The sequence below is a fragment of the Pantoea sp. UYEF8 genome, from assembly GCF_040546285.1.
In the GTDB taxonomy this organism is placed as follows: domain Bacteria; phylum Pseudomonadota; class Gammaproteobacteria; order Enterobacterales; family Enterobacteriaceae; genus Pantoea; species Pantoea brenneri.
The window spans coordinates 163,621-183,696 of record NZ_JBEPNM010000007.1; the positions used below are offsets into that span (position 1 = coordinate 163,621).

The 20,076-nt window shown below is 56.0% G+C and carries 17 protein-coding genes, 4 tRNA genes and 1 other RNA gene; 19 read left to right on the plus strand and 3 right to left on the minus strand.

Annotation, left to right across the window (positions count from 1 at the left end; translation table 11 throughout):
* Positions 1–3: 3 nt before the first annotated feature.
* Positions 4–1,296: an ATP-dependent RNA helicase RhlB gene (rhlB, locus tag ABIB18_RS14895; RefSeq protein ID WP_354474653.1), complete on the minus strand. Its 1,293-nt coding sequence runs from the start codon at positions 1,294–1,296 to the stop codon at positions 4–6.
* Positions 1,297–1,413: 117 nt separating this feature from the next.
* On the opposite strand from rhlB, the gene trxA reads away from it, so the two are divergent.
* The 19 genes from trxA (at position 1,414) to ABIB18_RS14990 (ending at position 17,159) form a co-directional block, all read left to right on the plus strand.
* Complete coding sequence (gene trxA / locus ABIB18_RS14900; RefSeq protein WP_003851963.1) at positions 1,414–1,746, plus strand: thioredoxin TrxA; 333 nt, start codon at positions 1,414–1,416, stop codon at positions 1,744–1,746.
* A 351-nt stretch (positions 1,747–2,097) separates the two neighbouring features.
* The gene (gene rho, locus ABIB18_RS14905; RefSeq protein ID WP_031375060.1) at positions 2,098–3,357 is read left to right on the plus strand and encodes a transcription termination factor Rho; all 1,260 of its coding nucleotides are present in this window, start codon (positions 2,098–2,100) and stop codon (positions 3,355–3,357) included.
* A 280-nt stretch (positions 3,358–3,637) separates the two neighbouring features.
* A complete protein-coding gene (wecA, locus tag ABIB18_RS14910; RefSeq protein ID WP_031375059.1) occupies positions 3,638–4,726 on the plus strand; it encodes a UDP-N-acetylglucosamine--undecaprenyl-phosphate N-acetylglucosaminephosphotransferase in 1,089 nt (362 codons plus the stop codon).
* Between the two features lie 24 nt (positions 4,727–4,750).
* Entirely contained in the window at positions 4,751–5,800 is a 1,050-nt protein-coding gene (gene wzzE, locus ABIB18_RS14915; protein WP_354474656.1) for an ECA polysaccharide chain length modulation protein, read from the plus strand.
* 10 nt (positions 5,801–5,810) lie between these two features.
* A complete protein-coding gene (gene wecB / locus ABIB18_RS14920) occupies positions 5,811–6,941 on the plus strand; it encodes a non-hydrolyzing UDP-N-acetylglucosamine 2-epimerase (RefSeq protein WP_031375057.1) in 1,131 nt (376 codons plus the stop codon).
* Positions 6,938–8,197: a UDP-N-acetyl-D-mannosamine dehydrogenase gene (gene wecC / locus ABIB18_RS14925; protein ID WP_089561597.1), complete on the plus strand. Its 1,260-nt coding sequence runs from the start codon at positions 6,938–6,940 to the stop codon at positions 8,195–8,197. Before wecB ends, wecC begins: the two co-directional genes overlap by 4 nt.
* A complete protein-coding gene (gene rffG / locus ABIB18_RS14930; RefSeq protein ID WP_089561596.1) occupies positions 8,194–9,264 on the plus strand; it encodes a dTDP-glucose 4,6-dehydratase in 1,071 nt (356 codons plus the stop codon). The genes wecC and rffG overlap by 4 nt, the downstream gene beginning before the upstream one ends.
* A gap of 18 nt (positions 9,265–9,282) precedes the next feature.
* Positions 9,283–10,164 carry a glucose-1-phosphate thymidylyltransferase RfbA gene (gene rfbA / locus ABIB18_RS14935; RefSeq protein ID WP_031375054.1) on the plus strand — a complete coding sequence of 294 codons (882 nt, stop codon included), beginning with the start codon at positions 9,283–9,285 and terminating at the stop codon, positions 10,162–10,164.
* Complete coding sequence (gene rffC, locus ABIB18_RS14940) at positions 10,142–10,849, plus strand: dTDP-4-amino-4,6-dideoxy-D-galactose acyltransferase (RefSeq protein WP_354474659.1); 708 nt, start codon at positions 10,142–10,144, stop codon at positions 10,847–10,849. Before rfbA ends, rffC begins: the two co-directional genes overlap by 23 nt.
* Positions 10,836–11,966, plus strand: a complete 1,131-nt coding sequence (rffA, locus tag ABIB18_RS14945) for a dTDP-4-amino-4,6-dideoxygalactose transaminase (RefSeq protein ID WP_069728608.1) — start codon at positions 10,836–10,838, stop codon at positions 11,964–11,966. The genes rffC and rffA overlap by 14 nt, the downstream gene beginning before the upstream one ends.
* Positions 11,966–13,216, plus strand: coding sequence for a lipid III flippase WzxE (gene wzxE / locus ABIB18_RS14950; RefSeq protein WP_354474662.1), 1,251 nt, complete (start codon positions 11,966–11,968; stop codon positions 13,214–13,216). The genes rffA and wzxE overlap by 1 nt, the downstream gene beginning before the upstream one ends.
* Positions 13,213–14,280, plus strand: coding sequence for a TDP-N-acetylfucosamine:lipid II N-acetylfucosaminyltransferase (gene wecF / locus ABIB18_RS14955; protein WP_354474664.1), 1,068 nt, complete (start codon positions 13,213–13,215; stop codon positions 14,278–14,280). The genes wzxE and wecF overlap by 4 nt, the downstream gene beginning before the upstream one ends.
* Positions 14,277–15,620, plus strand: coding sequence for an ECA oligosaccharide polymerase (gene wzyE / locus ABIB18_RS14960; RefSeq protein ID WP_069728606.1), 1,344 nt, complete (start codon positions 14,277–14,279; stop codon positions 15,618–15,620). Before wecF ends, wzyE begins: the two co-directional genes overlap by 4 nt.
* 25 nt (positions 15,621–15,645) lie before the next feature.
* Positions 15,646–16,386 (plus strand): lipopolysaccharide N-acetylmannosaminouronosyltransferase, encoded by a 741-nt coding sequence (wecG, locus tag ABIB18_RS14965; RefSeq protein WP_031375048.1) that lies wholly within the window; start codon positions 15,646–15,648, stop codon positions 16,384–16,386.
* Between the two features lie 158 nt (positions 16,387–16,544).
* A tRNA-Arg gene (locus ABIB18_RS14970) sits at positions 16,545–16,621 on the plus strand.
* Between the two features lie 102 nt (positions 16,622–16,723).
* Positions 16,724–16,799: transfer RNA gene (locus tag ABIB18_RS14975), tRNA-His, on the plus strand.
* 16 nt (positions 16,800–16,815) lie between these two features.
* A tRNA-Leu gene (locus ABIB18_RS14980) sits at positions 16,816–16,902 on the plus strand.
* 20 nt (positions 16,903–16,922) lie between these two features.
* Positions 16,923–16,999: transfer RNA gene (locus ABIB18_RS14985), tRNA-Pro, on the plus strand.
* A gap of 31 nt (positions 17,000–17,030) precedes the next feature.
* Positions 17,031–17,159, plus strand: a non-coding RNA gene (locus ABIB18_RS14990) — RtT sRNA.
* Between the two features lie 569 nt (positions 17,160–17,728).
* Here ABIB18_RS14990 and hemY read toward each other — a convergent pair.
* Complete coding sequence (gene hemY / locus ABIB18_RS14995) at positions 17,729–18,925, minus strand: protoheme IX biogenesis protein HemY (RefSeq protein WP_031375047.1); 1,197 nt, start codon at positions 18,923–18,925, stop codon at positions 17,729–17,731.
* Positions 18,926–18,927: 2 nt separating this feature from the next.
* Positions 18,928–20,061, minus strand: coding sequence for a uroporphyrinogen-III C-methyltransferase (hemX, locus tag ABIB18_RS15000; protein ID WP_031375046.1), 1,134 nt, complete (start codon positions 20,059–20,061; stop codon positions 18,928–18,930).
* Positions 20,062–20,076: the final 15 nt, after the last annotated feature.

Below are 20,076 nucleotides of genomic sequence, written 5' to 3' on the forward strand. Positions count from 1 at the left end.
AGCTTAACCCGAACGTTTACGGTTGTTGTTGCGTGGTGCACCGCGACGATTGGCGTTATTTCCTCCGCGACGCGGACCGTTACCGGTGCGGCTACGCGCCAGGCGTTTAGGCGGCGGCAGATCGGTCAGTAATGCATCACTGTTGTACTTGCTGACCGGAATGCTGTGACCAATGTACTCTTCAATCGCAGGCAGGTTCAGTGCGTACTCTTCACAGGCCAGGCTGATAGAATGTCCGCTGGCACCTGCGCGACCCGTACGACCGATACGGTGAACGTAATCTTCGCAATCGTCCGGCAGATCGTAGTTAAACACGTGGGTAACGGCAGGAATATGCAGACCACGGGCGGCAACGTCAGTGGCAACCAGAATATCCACATCCCCTTTGGTGAAGTCGTCAAGAATGCGCAGGCGCTTCTTCTGAGCGACATCGCCGGTCAGCAGGCCGACACGGTGACCATCCGCAGCCAGATGGCCCCAGATATCTTCGCAACGGTGCTTGGTGTTGGCGAACACAATGGCACGATCCGGCCATTCTTCTTCCAGCAGGGTTTGCAGCAGGCGCATTTTCTCTTCGTTAGACGGATAGAAAAGCTCTTCCTGAATGCGGTGGCCGGTTTTCTGTTCCGGTTCCACTTCGACATATTCAGCACTGTTCATGTGCTCAAACGCCAGTTCACGCACCCGATAAGAGAGGGTGGCGGAGAACAGCATGCTGAGTCGCTGGGTTGCCGCAGGCATCCGGCGGAACAACCAGCGAATGTCTTTAATAAAGCCGAGATCGAACATGCGGTCGGCTTCGTCCAGCACCATCACCTGAATGGCACCGAGGTTAACGTGGTTTTGCTTCGCGTAATCAATCAGACGGCCGGTCGTCCCGACCAGAATGTCGACGCCTTGCTCCAGCACTTTCAGCTGTTTATCGTAGCCATCACCGCCGTAAGCGAGACCCAGCTTCAGGCCCGTTGAGGTGGTTAGCGGTTCTGCATCGGCATGAATTTGCACCGCAAGTTCACGCGTTGGCGCGAGAATTAATGCCCGCGGCTGGTTAACCTGACGACCTTCAGCCGCAGGATGAGAGAGAAGATGATGAAACGTTGACGTCAGAAACGCCATCGTTTTGCCGGTACCGGTTTGCGCCTGGCCTGCAACATCACGCCCGGAAAGCGTAAAGGGCAGAGCTAACGCCTGAATCGGCGTGCAGTATTGAAAGCCTTTACTATCAAGGGCTTCAACCACTTTTGGGTGCAGGGCGAAGTCGGAAAACTTCTGTTCAGTTAAGTGTGTTTTGCTCATAGTGTGGTAGAATATCAGCTTACTATCGCTTTACGAAAGCGTATCCGATGAAATAAAGTCAACCTACATTGGTTTATATTACGCCAATTCGCCAGGCATAATCTTGTGGAGTAAAACATGAGCAGCGATAAAATCGTTCATCTGACTGATGACAGTTTCGACACCGACGTGCTGAAGGCCGACGGCGTTACACTGGTAGATTTCTGGGCTGAATGGTGTGGTCCTTGCAAAATGATCGCCCCAATCCTTGATGAAGTTGCAGAAGAGTATGATGGCAAACTGACCATCGCTAAGCTGAATATTGATGATAACCCAGGCACGGCACCGAAATACGGCATTCGTGGTATCCCGACGCTGCTGCTGTTTAAAAATGGTGAAGTCGCCGCGACCAAAGTGGGCGCGCTGTCTAAAGGCCAGCTGAAAGAGTTCCTGAACGCCAACCTGGCGTAATTCAGGGCTGAACGTTCGGCAGTGGTGAATTTATCTCCTGCTGCTGGACGTTCGCTTTTAGGCGTGCTAAGTTACCAATACTGCATTACGAACTTACCTTGTAGTTAGCATCTAAAGTTTTCCCTTGTTAAACCCTGTCGCACTGTACCTTATAAAGGTAGAACGGTTTAGCAATCTGACGGTTAGCTCCAACTCTGGCATCGCAATCGACCGTCTCCTCGCTTCCAGGTCGCCAACCCAGACGATGATCGTCGAGAAGAGTCGAAAAGAGCCATTAACGGCATGGATTAATTGCCATACCATTCACGACAAACATTTCGAGTATTACCCCGAGTTTAAGAACCCATCACTATGAATCTTACCGAATTAAAGAATACGCCGGTTGCTGAGCTGATTACTCTCGGCGAAAATATGGGGCTGGAAAATCAGGCTCGCATGCGCAAGCAGGACATCATCTTCTCCATCCTGAAGCAGCACGCGAAAAGCGGCGAAGACATCTTCGGTGATGGCGTGCTGGAGATACTGCAGGATGGATTTGGATTCCTCCGTTCCGGAGACAGCTCCTACCTCGCCGGTCCTGATGATATCTACGTTTCCCCTAGCCAAATCCGCCGCTTCAACCTCCGCACAGGTGACACCATCTCTGGCAAAATTCGTCCCCCAAAAGAGGGTGAACGTTATTTTGCGCTGCTGAAAGTTAATGAAGTTAACTACGACAAGCCGGAAAACGCGCGTAATAAGATTCTGTTCGAAAACCTCACGCCGCTGCACGCGAATAAACGTCTGCGTATGGAGCGGGGTAATGGCTCAACGGAAGATTTGACGGCGCGCGTACTGGATCTGGCTTCACCGATCGGTCGTGGTCAGCGTGGTCTGATCGTAGCACCGCCGAAAGCCGGTAAAACCATGCTGCTGCAGAACATTGCGCAGAGCCTGGCGTATAACTACCCGGATTGCACCCTGATGGTGCTGCTGATCGACGAACGTCCGGAAGAAGTCACCGAGATGCAGCGTCTGGTCAAAGGTGAAGTTATCGCTTCTACCTTCGATGAGCCCGCTTCGCGCCACGTTCAGGTCGCTGAAATGGTGATCGAAAAGGCCAAGCGTCTGGTTGAACACAAAAAAGACGTGATCATCCTGCTCGACTCCATCACCCGTCTGGCGCGTGCTTACAACACCGTGGTTCCGGCATCAGGTAAAGTCCTGACCGGTGGTGTTGATGCCAACGCCCTGCACCGTCCGAAGCGTTTCTTCGGTGCGGCACGTAACGTGGAAGAGGGCGGCAGCCTGACCATCATCGCGACCGCGCTGGTAGACACCGGTTCGAAGATGGATGAGGTGATTTACGAAGAGTTTAAAGGTACCGGTAACATGGAACTGCATCTCTCACGTAAAATCGCAGAAAAACGCGTCTTCCCGGCGATTGATTACAATCGTTCTGGTACCCGTAAAGAAGAGCTGCTCACTTCTCAGGAAGAGCTGCAGAAGATGTGGATCCTGCGTAAGATTATTCACCCAATGGGCGAGATCGACGCGATGGAGTTCCTCATCAACAAGTTGGCGATGACCAAAACCAACGACGAATTCTTCGATATGATGAAGCGTTCCTAATCCGATACTGTAAAGCCGAACCACAGATTCGGCTTTTTTAGCTTAAATGCGCAGAAAATCGACCTTACGCCACGTCTCAACGTGGCGTTTTTCATTTGTGAGCTATAGGATTGAACACTGACAGGAGCATTTATAATGACTGTGGTAGTGGTGACGAATTAATGACCGTTCGTGCATCTCTTTATGCAGAATTCGGAATCCGACGCAGCGATAAACGCACTTTTTCGCGTATTGTTGCCCGGGATGTTAGCTGAGAGCGTTTAACGTGAATTTACTCACTATGAGTACTGAGCTTGGTTTAATTTTTCTCTTTTCCCTGGCTTTCCTCTTTTTTGCTCGAAAAGCAGCTAAAAAAATTGGTTTAGTTGATAAGCCTAACTCACGTAAACGCCATCATGGCGCGATTCCGTTGGTGGGCGGCATTTCTGTGTTCGCAGGTATCTGCTTCACCTTCGCAATAACCAATTATTATCTGCCGCATGCGCTGCTCTATCTGGGGTGTGCCGGGGTACTGGTGCTGGTTGGCGCGCTGGACGATCGTTTCGATATCAGCGTGAAAATCCGTGCCGTGGTACAGGCGCTCGTCGCCGTTGTGATGATGGTCGGTGCCAAACTTTATCTGCTCAGCCTCGGCTTTATTGTCGGTCCGTTTGAACTAATCGTCGGGCCGTTTGGCTACGTGCTGACGCTGTTTGCCGTCTGGGCGGCGATTAACGCCTTTAATATGGTCGACGGGATTGACGGCCTGCTGGGCGGACTCTCCTCAGTGACCTTCGCGGCGATGGGCATCATCCTCTACTTTGATGGCCAGACCAGCCTCGCCATGTGGTGCTTTGCGATGATCGCCGCCACGCTGCCCTACATTCTGCTTAACCTCGGCTTCCTCGGACGTCGCTTCAAAGTCTTTATGGGCGATGCGGGCAGCACGATGATCGGCTTCACCATCATCTGGATTCTGCTGGAAACCACGCAGGGCCTGAGCCATCCGATTACGCCGGTGACCGCGCTGTGGCTGATTGCCATTCCATTAATGGACATGGTGGCGATTATGTATCGCCGTCTGCGCAAAGGCATGAGCCCGTTCTCTGCCGACCGCCAGCATATCCATCATCTGATCATGCGCGCCGGTTTTAGCTCGCGTCAGGCCTTTGTCCTGATTACCGTTGCTGCCGCGATCCTCGCCGGTATTGGCGTTTTAGGCGAATACCTGGCGTTCATCCCCGAATGGGTGATGCTGCTGCTGTTCCTGGTGGCCTTTATGGTTTACGGCTACTGCCTGAAGCATGCGTGGCGCGTGGCGCGACGTGTCCGGCGGATCAAACGCCGTCTGAGCCATTACCGCGACGCCAAAAAAAACTTACCCCGCTAAGCGCTGATAAAGGATAACGCTGCCATGCCTGCTGACATTGTGGACAACGAACTGGATATTCGCGGCTTATGTTGCCGTTTATGGCGTGGCAAGCGCTGGATTGTCGGGCTGGCGTTGCTGTTTGCGCTGGTCGCCTGGCTGGCGACGCTGCTGATGAAACAGGTCTGGAGCACCACGGCGGTCACCGATCGCCCGACGGTGAACATGCTCGGATCTTACTATGCGCAGCAGCAGTTCCTCGCCAATCTGGATGTGCGCAACAATGCCCTGACCCTGGCCGCCCCGTCACCCACGGTGATGGATGAGGTCTATCAGGAATTCACCATGCAGCTTGCCTCATGGGATACACGCCGCGAGTTCTGGCAACAAACTGATTATTACAAAAGCCGAAAAACCGGTAATGCGCACAACGACGCTGCGCTGCTTGACGATATGATCAGCAATATTCTGTTTACGCCTGCTGATGCGGCGCACAACCTGCCGGATAACGTGCGGCTTAAAGCGGAAACCGCCGGCGATGCGAATAATCTGCTGCGTCAGTACATTGCCTATGCCAGCGAGCGTGCAGCCCGTCATCTGAACGAAGAATTCAAAGGGGCCTGGCAGGCGCGCACGGCACAGCTTCAGGCGCAGGTTAACCGGCAGGAAGATGTGGCCAACGCGGTGTTTCAGCGTCAGCAACACCGGCTGGAGCAGGCACTGAAGATTGCCAGCCAGCAGGGTATTAATGAAAAGCAGGCGCGCGAAGCTGGTGAAAACCTGGCGGACAGCGACCTGTTTCTGCTGGGCAAGCCAGTTTTACAAGGGCAGCTCGAGACCCTGCGCGCTACCGGCCCGAACTTCGATATAAGCTATGATCAGAACAGAGCCATGCTGACCACGCTGGTCGCCGGCCCGACGCTGAACAGTAAATTCCAGACTTACCGCTACCTGCGTACCCCCGAAGAACCGGTGTCGCGTGATAGTCCACGCCGCCTGTTCATGATGATTATGTGGGGTGCCGTAGGGGCATTGGTTGGGGCTGGTGTGGCGCTGGCACGTCGTCCGCGTCTGATGTCAGACCAGCGTCATTGAGAGAAACAGTGTGAAAGTTCTGACAGTATTTGGTACCCGTCCCGAAGCGATTAAGATGGCGCCCCTGGTGCAGGCCCTGGCGCAGGATCCGGCGTTTGAATCGCGTCTGTGCGTCACGGCACAGCATCGTGAAATGCTCGATCAGGTGCTGCGCCTGTTTCAGCTGCAGCCGGACTATGACCTTAATATTATGCGTCCTGAGCAGGGGCTGACCGAGATCACCTGCCGCATTTTAGAGGGCATGAAAACCGTGTTGCTCGACTTCAGACCAGATATCGTGCTGGTTCATGGCGACACGACCACCACCTTAGCGGCCAGCCTGGCGGCGTTTTATCAGCAAATCCCGGTCGGCCATGTTGAAGCCGGACTGCGCACCGGTGATCTCGCTTCACCGTGGCCGGAAGAGGGGAACCGCAAACTCACCGGTCATCTCGCCCGTCTCCATTTCACCCCCACCTCGCGCTCGCGCCAGAACCTGTTGCAGGAAAATCTGCCGGATGCGCGCATCGTGGTGACCGGCAATACGGTGATTGATGCGCTGCTGTGGGTGCGCGATCGGGTGCTGGATGACTGCAATCTGAATGCCCAGCTGGCGGCGCGCTATCCGTTTCTCGACGCCAGCAAGAAACTGGTGTTGGTGACCGGCCATCGGCGTGAAAGCTTCGGTGACGGTTTCGAGCGGATCTGTAGCGCGCTGGCGCAGATTGCGCGTCAGCATCCGGAGGCGCAAATCGTCTATCCGGTGCACCTTAATCCCAACGTCAGCGAGCCGGTTAACCGCATACTCAGCGGCGTTGAAAATATCATTCTGATCGAGCCCCAGGAGTATCTGCCTTTTGTCTGGCTGATGAACCGTGCCTGGCTGATTCTCACCGATTCGGGTGGCATTCAGGAGGAAGCGCCGTCGCTGGGCAAACCGGTGCTGGTAATGCGCGATACCACAGAACGGCCCGAAGCGGTCGATGCGGGTACGGTTAAACTGGTAGGGACGGATATCGACAGAATCGTCGCGGAGGTCAGCACCTTGCTGACGGATGACAATGCCTGGCAGGCGATGAGCCATGCCCATAACCCGTATGGCGATGGCAAAGCCTGTGGCCGTATTTTGCAAGCCTTAAAAGATAACCGAGCCGACTTATGAGTTTTGAAACCATTTCCGTGATTGGACTGGGATACATTGGGCTGCCAACGGCAGCCGTTTTTGCCTCAAAGGGAAAAAAAGTAGTGGGTGTGGATATCAACGCCCGGGCGGTTGAAACCATCAATCGCGGTGCGATTCATATCGTGGAACCCGATTTAGACCAGGTGGTGCATGCCGCCGTCACGCGCGGCGATCTGCGGGCGACAACCCAGCCGGAAGCCGCCGATGCGTTTCTTATCGCCGTGCCGACGCCTTTTCAGGCAGAGCATCAGCCCGATCTGCGCTTCGTCCAGGCTGCAGCAGAGTCGATCGCACCGGTGCTGAAGCCGGGCGATTTAGTGATTCTTGAATCAACCTCGCCGGTTGGCACCACCGAGCAGATGGCTGACTGGCTGGCCGCAGCGCGTCCCGATTTGCGTTTCCCGCAGCACGGTGAAACGCCCGATATTTATATCGCCTACTGTCCGGAGCGGGTGCTGCCAGGCAAGGTGATGGTGGAACTGATTAATAACGATCGGGTAATTGGCGGCATGACGCCAGCCTGCTCGGCCCGCGCCAGTGAACTCTATCGGCTGTTTTTAAAAGGTGAATGCGTGGAAACCAACGCCCGCACCGCTGAGATGTGCAAGCTGACCGAAAACAGCTTCCGTGACGTTAATATCGCCTTTGCGAATGAGCTGTCGCTGATTTGCGCCGATCAGGGGATTAACGTCTGGGAACTGATTGCGCTGGCGAATCGCCATCCGCGCGTCAACATCCTGCAGCCCGGACCGGGCGTCGGCGGTCACTGCATCGCTGTCGATCCGTGGTTCATCGTGGCGCAGAATCCTGAGCTGGCGCGCCTGATCCGCACGGCGCGTGAGGTTAATGACGCTAAGCCGCAATGGGTACTGGATCAGGTCAAAACGGCAGTAGCGGACAGCCTGACGCAGACCGGTAAGCGTGCTACTGAGTTGACCATTGCCTGCTTTGGACTGGCCTTCAAGCCGGACATTGATGATCTGCGCGAAAGCCCGGCGATGGGTGTCGCCCGACTGATTGCTGACTGGCACAGCGGCAGCACCTGGGTGGTTGAACCGCACATCGACCAGATTCCTGCGGCCCTCAGGGATAAAGCCACGCTGGTCTCCAGTGAGCAGGCGCTGGCGCAGGCCGATATCCTGGTGATGCTGGTGGATCATCGCGCCTTCCGCGCAGTGGATGCCGCCGGGGTGCGCCAGCAGTGGGTGGTCGATACCAAAGGCGTCTGGCGATGAAACGTTTTCTGATCACTGGCGGTGCTGGCTTTATCGGATCGGCGCTGGTTCGTTTTCTGATTGCCGAAACGGACCACCAGGTGGTGGTGGTCGACAAACTCAGCTATGCCGGCAATCTTGCTTCGCTGAGCAGCGTCGCCGATTCGCCACGCTTTATCTTTGAGCAGGCTGATATTTGCGACCGGCCGGCGCTCGATCAGATTTTCGCCCGTCATCAACCCGACTGCGTGATGCATCTTGCTGCGGAAAGTCATGTAGATCGCTCTATTGACGGACCGATGGCCTTTATCGAAACCAACATTGTCGGGACTTACCAGCTGCTGGAAGCGGCGCGTTTTTACTGGCAGGCGCTGGATGTCGCGCGCAAAGCCGCCTTTATCTTTCACCACATCTCCACCGATGAGGTGTTCGGCGATCTGCATAGCAGTCAGGAATACTTTACCGAAACTACCCCTTACGCGCCGAGCAGCCCTTACTCTGCCAGTAAAGCCAGCAGCGACCATTTAGTCCGGGCCTGGCTGCGAACCTACGGTTTACCTACGCTGGTCACCAACTGTTCAAACAATTACGGTCCGTGCCACTTCCCGGAAAAACTGATCCCACTGACCATCATCAACGCCCTGGCGGGCAAAGCGTTGCCGGTGTACGGCAACGGACAACAGATCCGTGACTGGCTCTATGTCGAAGATCATGCCCGCGCGCTGTACCAGGTTGTCAGTCATGGCAAGCCTGGCGAGACGTACAATATTGGCGGCCATAATGAGCGGCGCAATATTGAGGTGGTGGAAACCGTATGCAGCCTGCTGGAAGAGCTGGCTGCAGATCAAAAACCGCAGGGGCTGGCCCATTATCGTGACCTGATCACCTACGTAACCGACCGTCCCGGCCATGACCAGCGGTACGCCATTGATGCCAGCAAAATCGCGCGAGAACTGGGCTGGCTGCCGCAGGAAACGTTTGAAAGCGGCATGCGTAAAACGGTTGCCTGGTATCTGGCGAATCCCGACTGGTGGCAGGCCATTCTCGACGGGCGCTACCGTGGTGAGCGCCTCGGCTTATCGCAATAATCAGCGAAAGGAGCAGCGATGAAAGGCATCATTTTAGCCGGAGGATCGGGAACACGGTTACATCCCATCACCCGTGCAGTTTCTAAACAACTGCTGCCGGTCTATGACAAACCAATGATCTACTACCCGCTGTCAGTTCTGATGCTGGCGGGTATCCGCGATATTCTGCTGATTACCACGCCGGAAGATCGGGCGCAATTTGAGCGTCTGCTGGGCGACGGAGCGGAATTTGGTCTGCGGCTCAGTTATGCGGTTCAGCCCCGTCCGGACGGTCTGGCGCAGGCGTTTATCATCGGTGAATCTTTTATTGGCGACGATAATTGCTGCCTGGTTCTGGGCGACAATCTCTACTTCGGCCAGGGATTCAGTCCGAAGCTACGAAAAGTGGTAGAGCAGAACCGTGGCGCGACCGTGTTCGGTTATCAGGTGATGGATCCCGAACGCTTCGGTGTGGTGGAGTTTGATGATGACTTTAAAGCGATTTCTATTGAAGAGAAGCCAAAGCAGCCGAAGTCTCGCTGGGCGGTAACCGGCCTCTATTTCTATGATAATCAGGTGGTCGACTTCGCCAGACAGGTTAAGCCTTCGCCACGCGGTGAACTGGAAATCACCGCCATTAATCAGATGTATCTTGAGCGCGGTGAGCTGACTGTCGAACTGCTGGGACGCGGATTCGCATGGCTGGATACCGGTACCCATGACAGCCTGGTGGAAGCGAGCATGTTTGTGCAGACGGTTGAAAAACGTCAGGGCTTCAAGATTGCCTGTCTGGAAGAGATCGCCTGGCGTAACAGCTGGCTGAGCGATGACCAGCTACGTGCGGCAGGCGAAGCGCTGACCAAAACCGGCTACGGCCAATATCTGCTGGATCTGTTACATGCCCGTCCACGTCAATATTAATCCCCTTCGCTGGGAGAGTCAGTTCTTCGGTGTTGAGACCGTGCGGCTGGATCTTAACGGTGACACCGCCCTGGATGCAGCGCTGCAACATCCCTGCGCGCTGCTGCAGGTCAAAGTGCCCACCAGCCAGACCGCGCTGATTGATACGCTGCAGCAGCACCGGTTCCAGCTGGTGGAAGGCGAAGCGGATCTGACGCTGCCGATTAACCAGACCGAACGACAGGTCGGCATTCGCATTGCACGCGAGGCGCAAATTCCGGCCCTGCGCGAGGCGGCCTCACAGCTGTTCAGTCAGAGTCGCTTTCGTGCGCCGTGGTATGCGCCCGATGCCAGCGGGCGTTTCTACGCCCAGTGGATTGAAAACGCGGTGCATGGCACCTTTGATCATCAATGCCTGGTGGCTGCGGATGCGGCAGGCCAGCTACAGGGCTTCGTCTCGTTGCGTGAAGTGGACGGCGACGCTCGTATCGGTTTGCTGGCGGTGCTGCCTGACGCGCAGGGCCAGGGACTGGGCCAACGGCTGATGCTGGCGGCAGCGGACTGGGCGCGGGTGCGGCGACTGGCGCAGCTTCGGGTCGCCACTCAGCTCAGCAATCTCACGGCGATGCGCCTCTATTTACGCAGCGGTGCCCGCATCGACAGCACCGCCTACTGGTTCTACAGGAAAGGTCATGATTCCATTTAATGCACCCCCGGTTGTGGGCACGGAAATTGAGTACATGCAGTCGGCGATGAACAGCGGCAAGCTGTGCGGAGACGGCGGTTTTACCCGTCGCTGCCAGCAGTGGATGGAGCAGCGCTTTGGCAGTAAAAAAGTGCTGCTGACCCCCTCCTGCACCGCGTCGCTGGAGATGGCCGCGCTGTTGATCGATCTGCAGCCGGGCGATGAAGTGATCATGCCGAGCTACACCTTCGTCTCTACCGCCAACGCCTTTGTGCTGCGCGGCGCCCGCATCGTGTTTGTCGATGTGCGTCCCGACACCATGAATATCGACGAGACGCTGATTGAAGCCGCCATCACCGAAAGAACCCGCGCTATCGTGCCGGTGCACTACGCCGGCGTCGCCTGTGAAATGGACACCATAATGGCGCTGGCGGCGAAGCATAAGCTGTTTGTCATTGAAGATGCGGCGCAGGGCGTGATGTCACGCTACAAAGGCCGTGCGCTGGGCACTATAGGTCACATCGGTTGTTTCAGCTTCCATGAAACCAAGAACTACACCGCTGGTGGTGAAGGCGGGGCGACGTTAATTAACGATGCCAGCCTGGTTGAACGCGCCGAAATCATTCGCGAAAAAGGCACTAACCGCAGCCAGTTTTTCCGCGGTCAGGTGGATAAATATACCTGGCGCGATATGGGATCAAGCTACCTGATGGCCGATTTGCAGGCAGCCTATCTCTGGGCGCAGCTGGAAGCGGCTGAACGCATCAACCAGCAGCGGTTGCGCATCTGGCAGCGTTATCATGATGCGTTACAGCCGCTGGCGGAGCAGGGGCGAATCGCGCTGCCGGTGATCCCCGCCAGCTGTGAGCACAACGCGCATATGTTTTACATCAAACTGCGCGATCAGGACGACCGTCAGGCGTTGATTAACTGGATGAAAGAAGCCGAGATACTGACGGTATTCCACTACATTCCGCTACACAGTTCGCCGGCTGGCCAGCGTTTCTCGCAGTTTTTCGGCGACGACCGCTTCACCACCGTTGAGAGTGAACGCCTGCTGCGCCTGCCATTGTTCTATAACCTGTCGGATAACAACCAGAGCACGGTTATCAGCTCGCTGCTGAGCTTCTTTTCCTGATGTCACTGGCCAGAGCTTCAGTGTGGACCGCATCGTCCACGCTGGTAAAAATCGTTGCCGGACTGCTGGTGGTCAAACTGCTGGCGGTCAGCTTCGGGCCGGAGGGCGTCGGTCAGGCGGGTAACTTTCGTCAGCTGATTACCGTGCTGGGCGTGCTGGCGGGGGCCGGAATTTTCAACGGCGTCACCAGCTATGTGGCGCAGTATCAGCAGCAGCCCGAACGGTTACGGGCGCTGGTAGGTACCGCCTCAACCCTGGTGCTGGGCTTTTCCGGCATGCTGGCGCTGCTGTTCCTGCTGGCGGCAGGCCCGATCAGCAGCGCGCTGTTTGGTCACGATCGCTATCAGAACGTGATCCGCGTGGTGGCGTTTCTTCAGCTCGGTATCGCCTGGGCGAACTTTAGTCTGGCGCTGCTGAAAGGGTATCGTGATGCGCGCGGCAATGCGCTGGCGCTGATTCTCGGCAGCCTGATTGGCGTCGCCGGTTATCTGTTGTGCTGGTGGTTTGGTGGTTATCAGGGCGCACTGATCGGTCTGGCGCTGGTGCCGGCACTGTTGCTGGTGCCGGCAGTGGTGTTGCTGAAACGCCGCGTACCCTTGCCGCTCAGCTGGCTGCGTCCGCAATGGCAGCCCGAGCTGGCGCGTAATCTGGCTAAATATACCCTGATGGCGTTAATTACCACCGTGACGCTGCCGGTAGCCTGGGTAATGATGCGTAACCTGCTGGCGCAGCAGCAGGGCTGGGCGCAGGTCGGACTGTGGCAGGGCGTAACCAGCATCTCCGATGCCTATCTGCAATTTATCACCGCCACCTTCAGCGTCTGGCTGCTGCCGACGCTGGCGCGACTGGATAACAAACGCGATATTGCCCAGGAAATTGGCCGGGCTCTGCGCTTTGTGCTGCCGGCGGTAGCGGTGGCCAGTTTCGCGGTCTGGATCCTGCGGGATGTTGCCATCAGCCTGCTGTTTTCCGACGCGTTCCGTGGCATGCGCGATCTGTTTGTCTGGCAACTGTGCGGTGATGTTTTTAAAGTGGGAGCCTATGTTTTCGGATATCTGGTGATCGCCAAGGCCTCGCTGCGCTTTTATGTTCTGACTGAGATCAGCCAGTTTGTATTGCTGACGCTGTTCTCACGCTGGCTAATCCCGTTACAGGGCGCGACGGGTGCGGCGCAGGCCTACATGTTTACCTATATGGCTTACTTTGCCCTGTGTTGTGGCGCTTTTATGGTTTATTGCCGGAAAAAATGACTTTAATTCACGTTTTGGGATCGGATATTCCCCACCACAACCTCACGGTGCTGCGTTTCTTCAACGACATACTGAGCGTTGAACAGCCCACGGCCACGCCACGCCATTTTATGGTGGTGACGCAACAGCCTGAGAGCTTTTCGCCGTTTAGCGCCTTACAGATTGAGTGCTTTGCCAGTAAAAAAGCGCTGGCGCAGGCGGTATTGCAGCGCGCCAGGCAGCGTCAGCAACGCTTTTTCTGCCACGGCCAGTTCAATCCCTGGCTCTGGCTGGCGTTACTCAGCGGCAAGCTGCATCGTTCCCAGCTGTTCTGGCACGTGTGGGGCGCTGACCTGTATGAAGATTCTCGCAGCCTGAAGTTTCGCCTGTTCTATTTTCTACGCCGGCTGGCGCAGGGGCGGGTAGCGCACGTTTTTGCCACCCGCGGCGACCTGCATCATTACCAGCAACGCCATCGCCGGGTACCCGGTTCGTTACTCTATTTCCCGACCCGCATGCCGGAGGCCGCGGTCCACTCTGCGCCCGATTCGAGGTTTACCCTGCTGCTGGGAAATTCAGGCGATCCGAGTAACCGGCATATCGACGGACTCAAGGCGATCCGCGCGCAGTTTGGCGACCAGGTGCGTATCGAGGTGCCGCTGGGATATCCGCCGAATAATCAGGCCTATATCAGTCAGGTGCGGGCCGCGGCTGAGGCGCTGTATCCGCAGGGGCAGGTGAACCTGATTAGTGAACAAATGGCGTTTGATGACTATTTAGCGCTGCTGGCGCGCTGCCACGTCGGGTATTTTATGTTTGAACGTCAGCAAGGGATCGGGACCTTGTGTCTGTTAATCCAGGCCAACGTACCTTTTGTCCTGAGCCGTAAAAACCCGTTCTGGCGTGATGTGGCGGAGCAGCAGTTACCGGTGCTGTTTAGCGAAGATGCGCTCTCGCCTGCAGTGATTACCGAGGCGCGTCGTCAACTGGCGGGTTGCGACAAACAGGAGATCGCCTTTTTCGCGCCCGGCTATCTGGCCGGATGGCGTTCAGCATTACGCCTCAGCGAAGGGGAGTTGCCATGAGCCTTGTGCAGTTTAGCGGTCTGCTGGCGGTCTACCTGCTGTCGCTGGGTTTTATTCTGACCCTGACCTGGCGGGAGTTTAAGCGCGTGCGTTTTAACTTCCATCTGTTCTTCACGCTGCTGTTCTTACTGACTTTTTACTTCGGCTTTCCGCTGACCAGCGTGCTGGTGTTCCGTTTTAATGTTGAAGTGGTGCCGGTAGCGTCTCTGCTGCAGGCGCTGCTGTCGGCCACCGGATTTTATGCCATCTATTACGTCAGCTATAAGGTCCGACTGCGGCCCGCGAACGCCCCGCCGGCCAAACCCTGGCTGCAGATGAACCGGGTCGAAACCCACCTGACCTGCGTGATCCTGGCGCTGGTGGCGCTGGGCACCGTGACGGTGTTTTTCATCCATAACGGTTTTCTGCTGTTCCGTCTGACCGCCTATAACCAGATTTTCTCCAGTGAAGTCTCTGGCGTGGCGCTTAAGCGCTTCTTCTATTTCTTTATTCCGGCGATGTTGATCCCCTATTTTTTGCGTCCGACACGACGCAACTGGCTGCTGTTTCTGGTAGTAACCGTCGCTTTTGGTCTGCTGACCTACGCGCTGGTCGGCGGTACCCGTGCCAATATCATTATCGCGTTTGCCCTGTTTCTGTTTATCGGCATTACCCGCGGCTGGATTACGCTGTGGATGCTGGCAACTGCGGGCGTCATGGCGATTGCCGGCATGTTCTGGCTGGCGCTGCGGCGTTATAACCTCGACGTGATGGGCGATGAAGCCTTTTATACCTTTCTCTACCTGACGCGTGATACCTTCTCGCCGTGGGAGAACCTGGCGTTACTGCTGGATAACTATGCCCGCATTGAATTTCAGGGACTGGCGCCGCTCTGGCGTGACTTTTATGTGTTTATTCCCAGCTGGTTGTGGCCGGATCGTCCGCTGGCGGTGCTGAACAGCGCTAACTACTTCACCTGGGAAGTGCTGAATAACCATTCGGGACTGGCGATCTCGCCAACGCTGATCGGTTCGCTGGTGGTGATGGGCGGCGTCTGGGCAATCCCGATCGGTGCGGTGGCGGTGGGGATGATTATCAAAGTCTTCGATGCACTCTATGCGCGAGGCTGCCAGGAAACCAATCGCTACAGCGGGGCTATTCTGCAAAGTTTCTGTTTTGGCGCGGTGTTCAACATGATCGTGCTGGCGCGTGAAGGTCTGGATGCGTTTGGCTCACGCGTGGTGTTTTTCGCTATTATTTTTGCCGCCTGTCTGGGCGTGGCTAAATTACTATTTTGGTTATTGGATCGCGCCGGTTTAATTCGCGACCGCAGCGAGCGGGTGCTGCATAGCCCCTCCTGATTAACCTCTGGGATTGACGGAAGATATGACAAAGTTACCTGACTCGCCGCAGTACCGGATTCGCGGCGTCGCGCTGTATGGCTTCGACAGCATGCCGTCGGCGGTGGATTTTTTAATGCCGCCGCAGGGCGTGCGGAGCGGCATCTTAGTCGCCATCAATGCAGAAAAGATTCTGACTGCCGAACGGGATGAGGGATTACGTAACCTGTTAACGCAGGCCGAGTTCGCCTATCCGGACGGCATCAGTATCGTCCGTTCAATCCGTAAAAAATACCCGCAGGCGTCGGTACAGCGCATTGCTGGCGCAGACTTATGGGAAGCCCTGATGGAGCGGGCCGGACGTGAGGGCACCCCGGTGTTCCTGATCGGTGGGCGTCAGGCGGTGCTGGATGAAACCTGCGACAAGCTGCGTCGTCAGTGGAATGTAAACATTGTCGGGGCGCAGGATGGTTATTTTGCGCCAGCCGATCAGGATGCGCTGTTTGCCCGCGTGGCCGCCAGCGGTGCGAAGCTGGTGACGGTTGCACTGGGTTCACCTCGCCAGGAGCTGTTAATGCTGGCGTGCCGCGCCCACTGGCCTGATGCGCTCTATATGGGTGTCGGTGGCACCTATGATGTTTTCACCGGTCATGTGAAGCGCGCACCTAAAATCTGGCAGCGACTCGGACTGGAATGGCTTTATCGGTTGATCAGGCAGCCAGGCCGCTGGCGCAGGCAATTAAAACTGCTGAAATATTTGCGCTACCACTGGCGTGGCGATCTCTGATATTGCTGATTAATGCCGCATTTTTACCCGGAAGGTGGGGAGAAGTGCACTATTTGTCGACGAAATGCACAAAGCGTAATCAAACGCGTTTTTTTATTGAAAAAGCACTAGACACGATGGGCGCTTATCTCTAGTATGCACATCCGCAACGGCGCTACGCGCCCGTAGCTCAGCTGGATAGAGCGCTGCCCTCCGGAGGCAGAGGTCTCAGGTTCGAATCCTGTCGGGCGCGCCATATCGTTTGTGCGCATGAGCTTCGGTGGTTTGATTTACCGCGTTAGTTGGCAGTAAAGATTTAGATGCTGCAGGTTTTAAACTTGTAACATTCGGTACAGTGGTGGCTATAGCTCAGTTGGTAGAGCCCTGGATTGTGATTCCAGTTGTCGTGGGTTCGAGTCCCATTAGCCACCCCAGATTTTGCTGGGATACGCGAAGGTGGCGGAATTGGTAGACGCGCTAGCTTCAGGTGTTAGTGTCTTAACGGACGTGAGGGTTCAAGTCCCTCTCTTCGCACCAGGCAAAACAGTTAAAAAAATCGGCGAGTAGCGCAGCTTGGTAGCGCAACTGGTTTGGGACCAGTGGGTCGGAGGTTCGAATCCTCTCTCGCCGACCATTTTAGAAACCTGTCTGAAAAGACAGGTTTTTTTCGTCTGTAGCAAAAGAGGATGAGAACCTCCGAAGGAGGTTTGAGCCGAGCGCAGCGAGACAACGTTGCTTCAGCAACGGCCCGCAGGGCAGGCTCGCAGAGCCCGGTAATCCTCTCTCGCCGACCATTTTAGAAACCTGTCTGAAAAGACAGGTTTTTTTTCGTCTGTCGGTTAGCGAAAGACCGGCCGCGTCGCTATTCTGCGACAGTTAACCTGTTGATTTTATAAGGATGTCCGACAGTTTCTCGTGGCTGTCTCCAGAGAGAGACAGCGAAGCGGACCGGTGTCGCTGAATACCGACACTCGCGGCAGGCTGTTTACGTCACCTTATTCCGTATTTTTATTAAGTAGCTGATTTAAAAGGCTTTGAAAATAAAATCTAAGCTGGCATGAATTATGCAATAATAAACCTGTAGATGCTCATTCCACCTCTTATGTTTGCTGATGCAACATAAACCTGGGAATGATGCAGAGCCAATTTTTAGGTACCTGTTGTCTGCCTGCCTGTATCGCGAAAGTCTTACAGGGTTAACAGACACCACGTTGAGTCAGGTACCTCCCGGTTGTCTTACCGACCTGATCTTGCACCTGCCTATGGCAGGTGTTTTTTTATCTGCGGTTTACTGCCGGCTGGCGGTAAATGTCGGGCACAAAAAAGCCGGGCAAGCCCGGCTTTTATCTTTCTCTCCGGCCAATCAGGCGCCGGGATTGTTCTTCAGCGTCAGCAATAAGCCTTCACGACGCATCTTTGCCGCTTCTTCCGGGCGACGCAGGCGATCGTATACATCCGCCAGCCAGGCATAGTCGAACGCATCAGGACGCTGTGCCAGCGCCTGCTGCAGCGCTTCGGCCGCCTGTTGCCATTCACCATGACGCATCAATAGCTGACCCAGCGTACTGTGCAGCAGCGGCGTAGCACCATGCTGTTTAATCTGCTGGCGTAACGCTTTCTCCAGCGCTTCCGGATTCCCGCTCTTGATGCGTGGCATCAGCAGCACCAGCCGATCGTCATAGTGGCGTTTCAGCCCCTCCAGGACGATTGACTGCGCGGTATCGTGATCGTCACACTCAATCAGGTGGTCAGCCATCGCGACCTGCAGCGTGGTTTCCTGACGGGTTTTGCGGCTCAGATTGCCCCACCAGCGCTTCAGTCCGTCGCTACCCTGATCGGCCATCGCCTGACTCATCAGGCCCAGCCAGGCCTGTTGCTGCAGGGCAGCGCGGTGATCGTCATCGCCAACCTGTGCTTTCTGCATCGCTGGCAGAATATCCAGCAGGGCGCTCCAGGCGCCGGTACGGATATAAGCCTGCTCGGCCAGGCGCAGCACTTCAGGATGGCGCGGCGCAACTTCCAGTAAACGATCGATGCTGTGACGCGCGGCGTGATCTTCATTACGCGCCAGCTGAATACGCGCACGGGCAATTTCCACCGGGATGGTGTTGCTGTCTGACAGTTCAGCCGCCCGCTCCAGATGCTGATTGGCGCGGACTTCATCGCCACGCTGTTGGGCTGCTTCCGCCGCCAGCAGGTAGTTGGCGACCGGCACATCGGCATGATCGGCATCTTTAGACAGCAGTTTTTCAACCTGACGATGGTCGCCTTCCGCCAGCTTCATCAGCGCGGACTGGGTATGACGCTGGGCGCGACGACGTTTACGACCGGTAAACCAGCCGCGGGTACGGGCACCGGTATGCAGCACGCGACGCAGCAGCCATTCCACGGCCAGAATCACCAGCAGGCTGATGATCAGGATAATCACCAGCCCGGTCACGCTGGTCTCGATATTCCAGTTATCGGTCTGAATCAGCACGTAGCCCTGATGACCCGCGATCATCGGTCCCAGCACCACGCCAGCAATCAGCAGGATAAAGAGGATAAATACCTTAAGCATGCTTAGCCTCCCTGCTGATTAGCAGCGGCAGAGGGTTGCGCTAACAGGTTCCGCACGCGGGTTTGCATCAGCTGCTCAAGTAACGGCTGGCTTTCGAGGTTGTCCGGCAGATCCATATTGATGCTCTGCTGGCTCAGCTCATCCAGCTGGGCGAGAAACGCTTTGGTGGCGGCATCATTGGTATCGTACCAGGCGCGAACCCAGGCGGAGACGGTGTCGATCGATTGTTTGTAGATCTCATCCTGATGACGCGGAACCGCCTGAGCGGCAATCAGCAGACGGGAACGAATGTTCTCACGCAGATAAACATCCTGATTAGGTGCCAGCAGCGGTTGTGCGGTGTTATCACGGCGACGGATGGTAATAAAGTCATCCATAAAGTTGTGCCAGCTTTTCACCAGATTCTGCCGCCATTCGCGCACTGAACCTGACAGCTCACCACCGTCGCTGTCCATCGGCGCATCATCGCTGTCGTTATCGGCCAGACGCAGATTGTCGACATTGTTCGACAGCTGATTCAGCTTCAGGATCACGCCATCATAGTCGACCTGGCTGACCGATGAGAGGGTGCTGATATCCTGGGTTAACGCGCGACGGACATTCATCACGCTCGGGTCGTTCATGTCAGCCAGGCTGGCATCGGCGCTTTTCAGCAACGCGGCGGCGGTGGTGACATCCTGATCGCTCCACAGTTTGCGACCCGCCAGTTTCACCAGGTAATCCGCCTGCGCCAGCAACCAGCTGCGCACGTCGTTGCCTGAAATCACAGCCACTTTCTCACGCAGCGTTTCCAGCTCTTTGGCAGAGGCGCCCTGTTGGGCTTCCGCCTTCTGCAGCGCGGTTTCGGTGCTACTCAGCTGCTGCGTTAGCTGCTGTTTGTCGTTGCTGGCCTGCTGCTGAAGCGCGCTAAGCTGTTCGCTCAGACGCTGGTTGGTTTGTGCCTGTAAATCAGCCTGATGTTTCCCATTAAGGTATAAACCTGCACCAATCGCCAGCGCAATGACGATCGCAACCGCACCCAGCACCATGCCACCGTTTTTTGCTTTACGGGGTGGTGTGGCGTTGCTGGCAGCAGAGCGGTCGACCGCTGGGGTGGTTTCTTCAACCATGGCGGAGGAGTCTTTTTGTTCCGTCATATGTGGCACATCCCA

Coding starts and splice junctions, on each gene's coding strand:
- rhlB (WP_354474653.1), bottom strand. CDS start 1,296: ATGAGCAAAACACACTTAACTGAACAGAAGTTTTCCGACTTCGCCCTG.
- trxA (WP_003851963.1), top strand. CDS start 1,414: ATGAGCAGCGATAAAATCGTTCATCTGACTGATGACAGTTTCGACACC.
- rho (WP_031375060.1), top strand. CDS start 2,098: ATGAATCTTACCGAATTAAAGAATACGCCGGTTGCTGAGCTGATTACT.
- wecA (WP_031375059.1), top strand. CDS start 3,638: ATGAGTACTGAGCTTGGTTTAATTTTTCTCTTTTCCCTGGCTTTCCTC.
- wzzE (WP_354474656.1), top strand. CDS start 4,751: ATGCCTGCTGACATTGTGGACAACGAACTGGATATTCGCGGCTTATGT.
- wecC (WP_089561597.1), top strand. CDS start 6,938: ATGAGTTTTGAAACCATTTCCGTGATTGGACTGGGATACATTGGGCTG.
- rffG (WP_089561596.1), top strand. CDS start 8,194: ATGAAACGTTTTCTGATCACTGGCGGTGCTGGCTTTATCGGATCGGCG.
- rfbA (WP_031375054.1), top strand. CDS start 9,283: ATGAAAGGCATCATTTTAGCCGGAGGATCGGGAACACGGTTACATCCC.
- rffC (WP_354474659.1), top strand. CDS start 10,142: ATGCCCGTCCACGTCAATATTAATCCCCTTCGCTGGGAGAGTCAGTTC.
- rffA (WP_069728608.1), top strand. CDS start 10,836: ATGATTCCATTTAATGCACCCCCGGTTGTGGGCACGGAAATTGAGTAC.
- wzxE (WP_354474662.1), top strand. CDS start 11,966: ATGTCACTGGCCAGAGCTTCAGTGTGGACCGCATCGTCCACGCTGGTA.
- wecF (WP_354474664.1), top strand. CDS start 13,213: ATGACTTTAATTCACGTTTTGGGATCGGATATTCCCCACCACAACCTC.
- wzyE (WP_069728606.1), top strand. CDS start 14,277: ATGAGCCTTGTGCAGTTTAGCGGTCTGCTGGCGGTCTACCTGCTGTCG.
- wecG (WP_031375048.1), top strand. CDS start 15,646: ATGACAAAGTTACCTGACTCGCCGCAGTACCGGATTCGCGGCGTCGCG.
- hemY (WP_031375047.1), bottom strand. CDS start 18,925: ATGCTTAAGGTATTTATCCTCTTTATCCTGCTGATTGCTGGCGTGGTG.
- hemX (WP_031375046.1), bottom strand. CDS start 20,061: ATGACGGAACAAAAAGACTCCTCCGCCATGGTTGAAGAAACCACCCCA.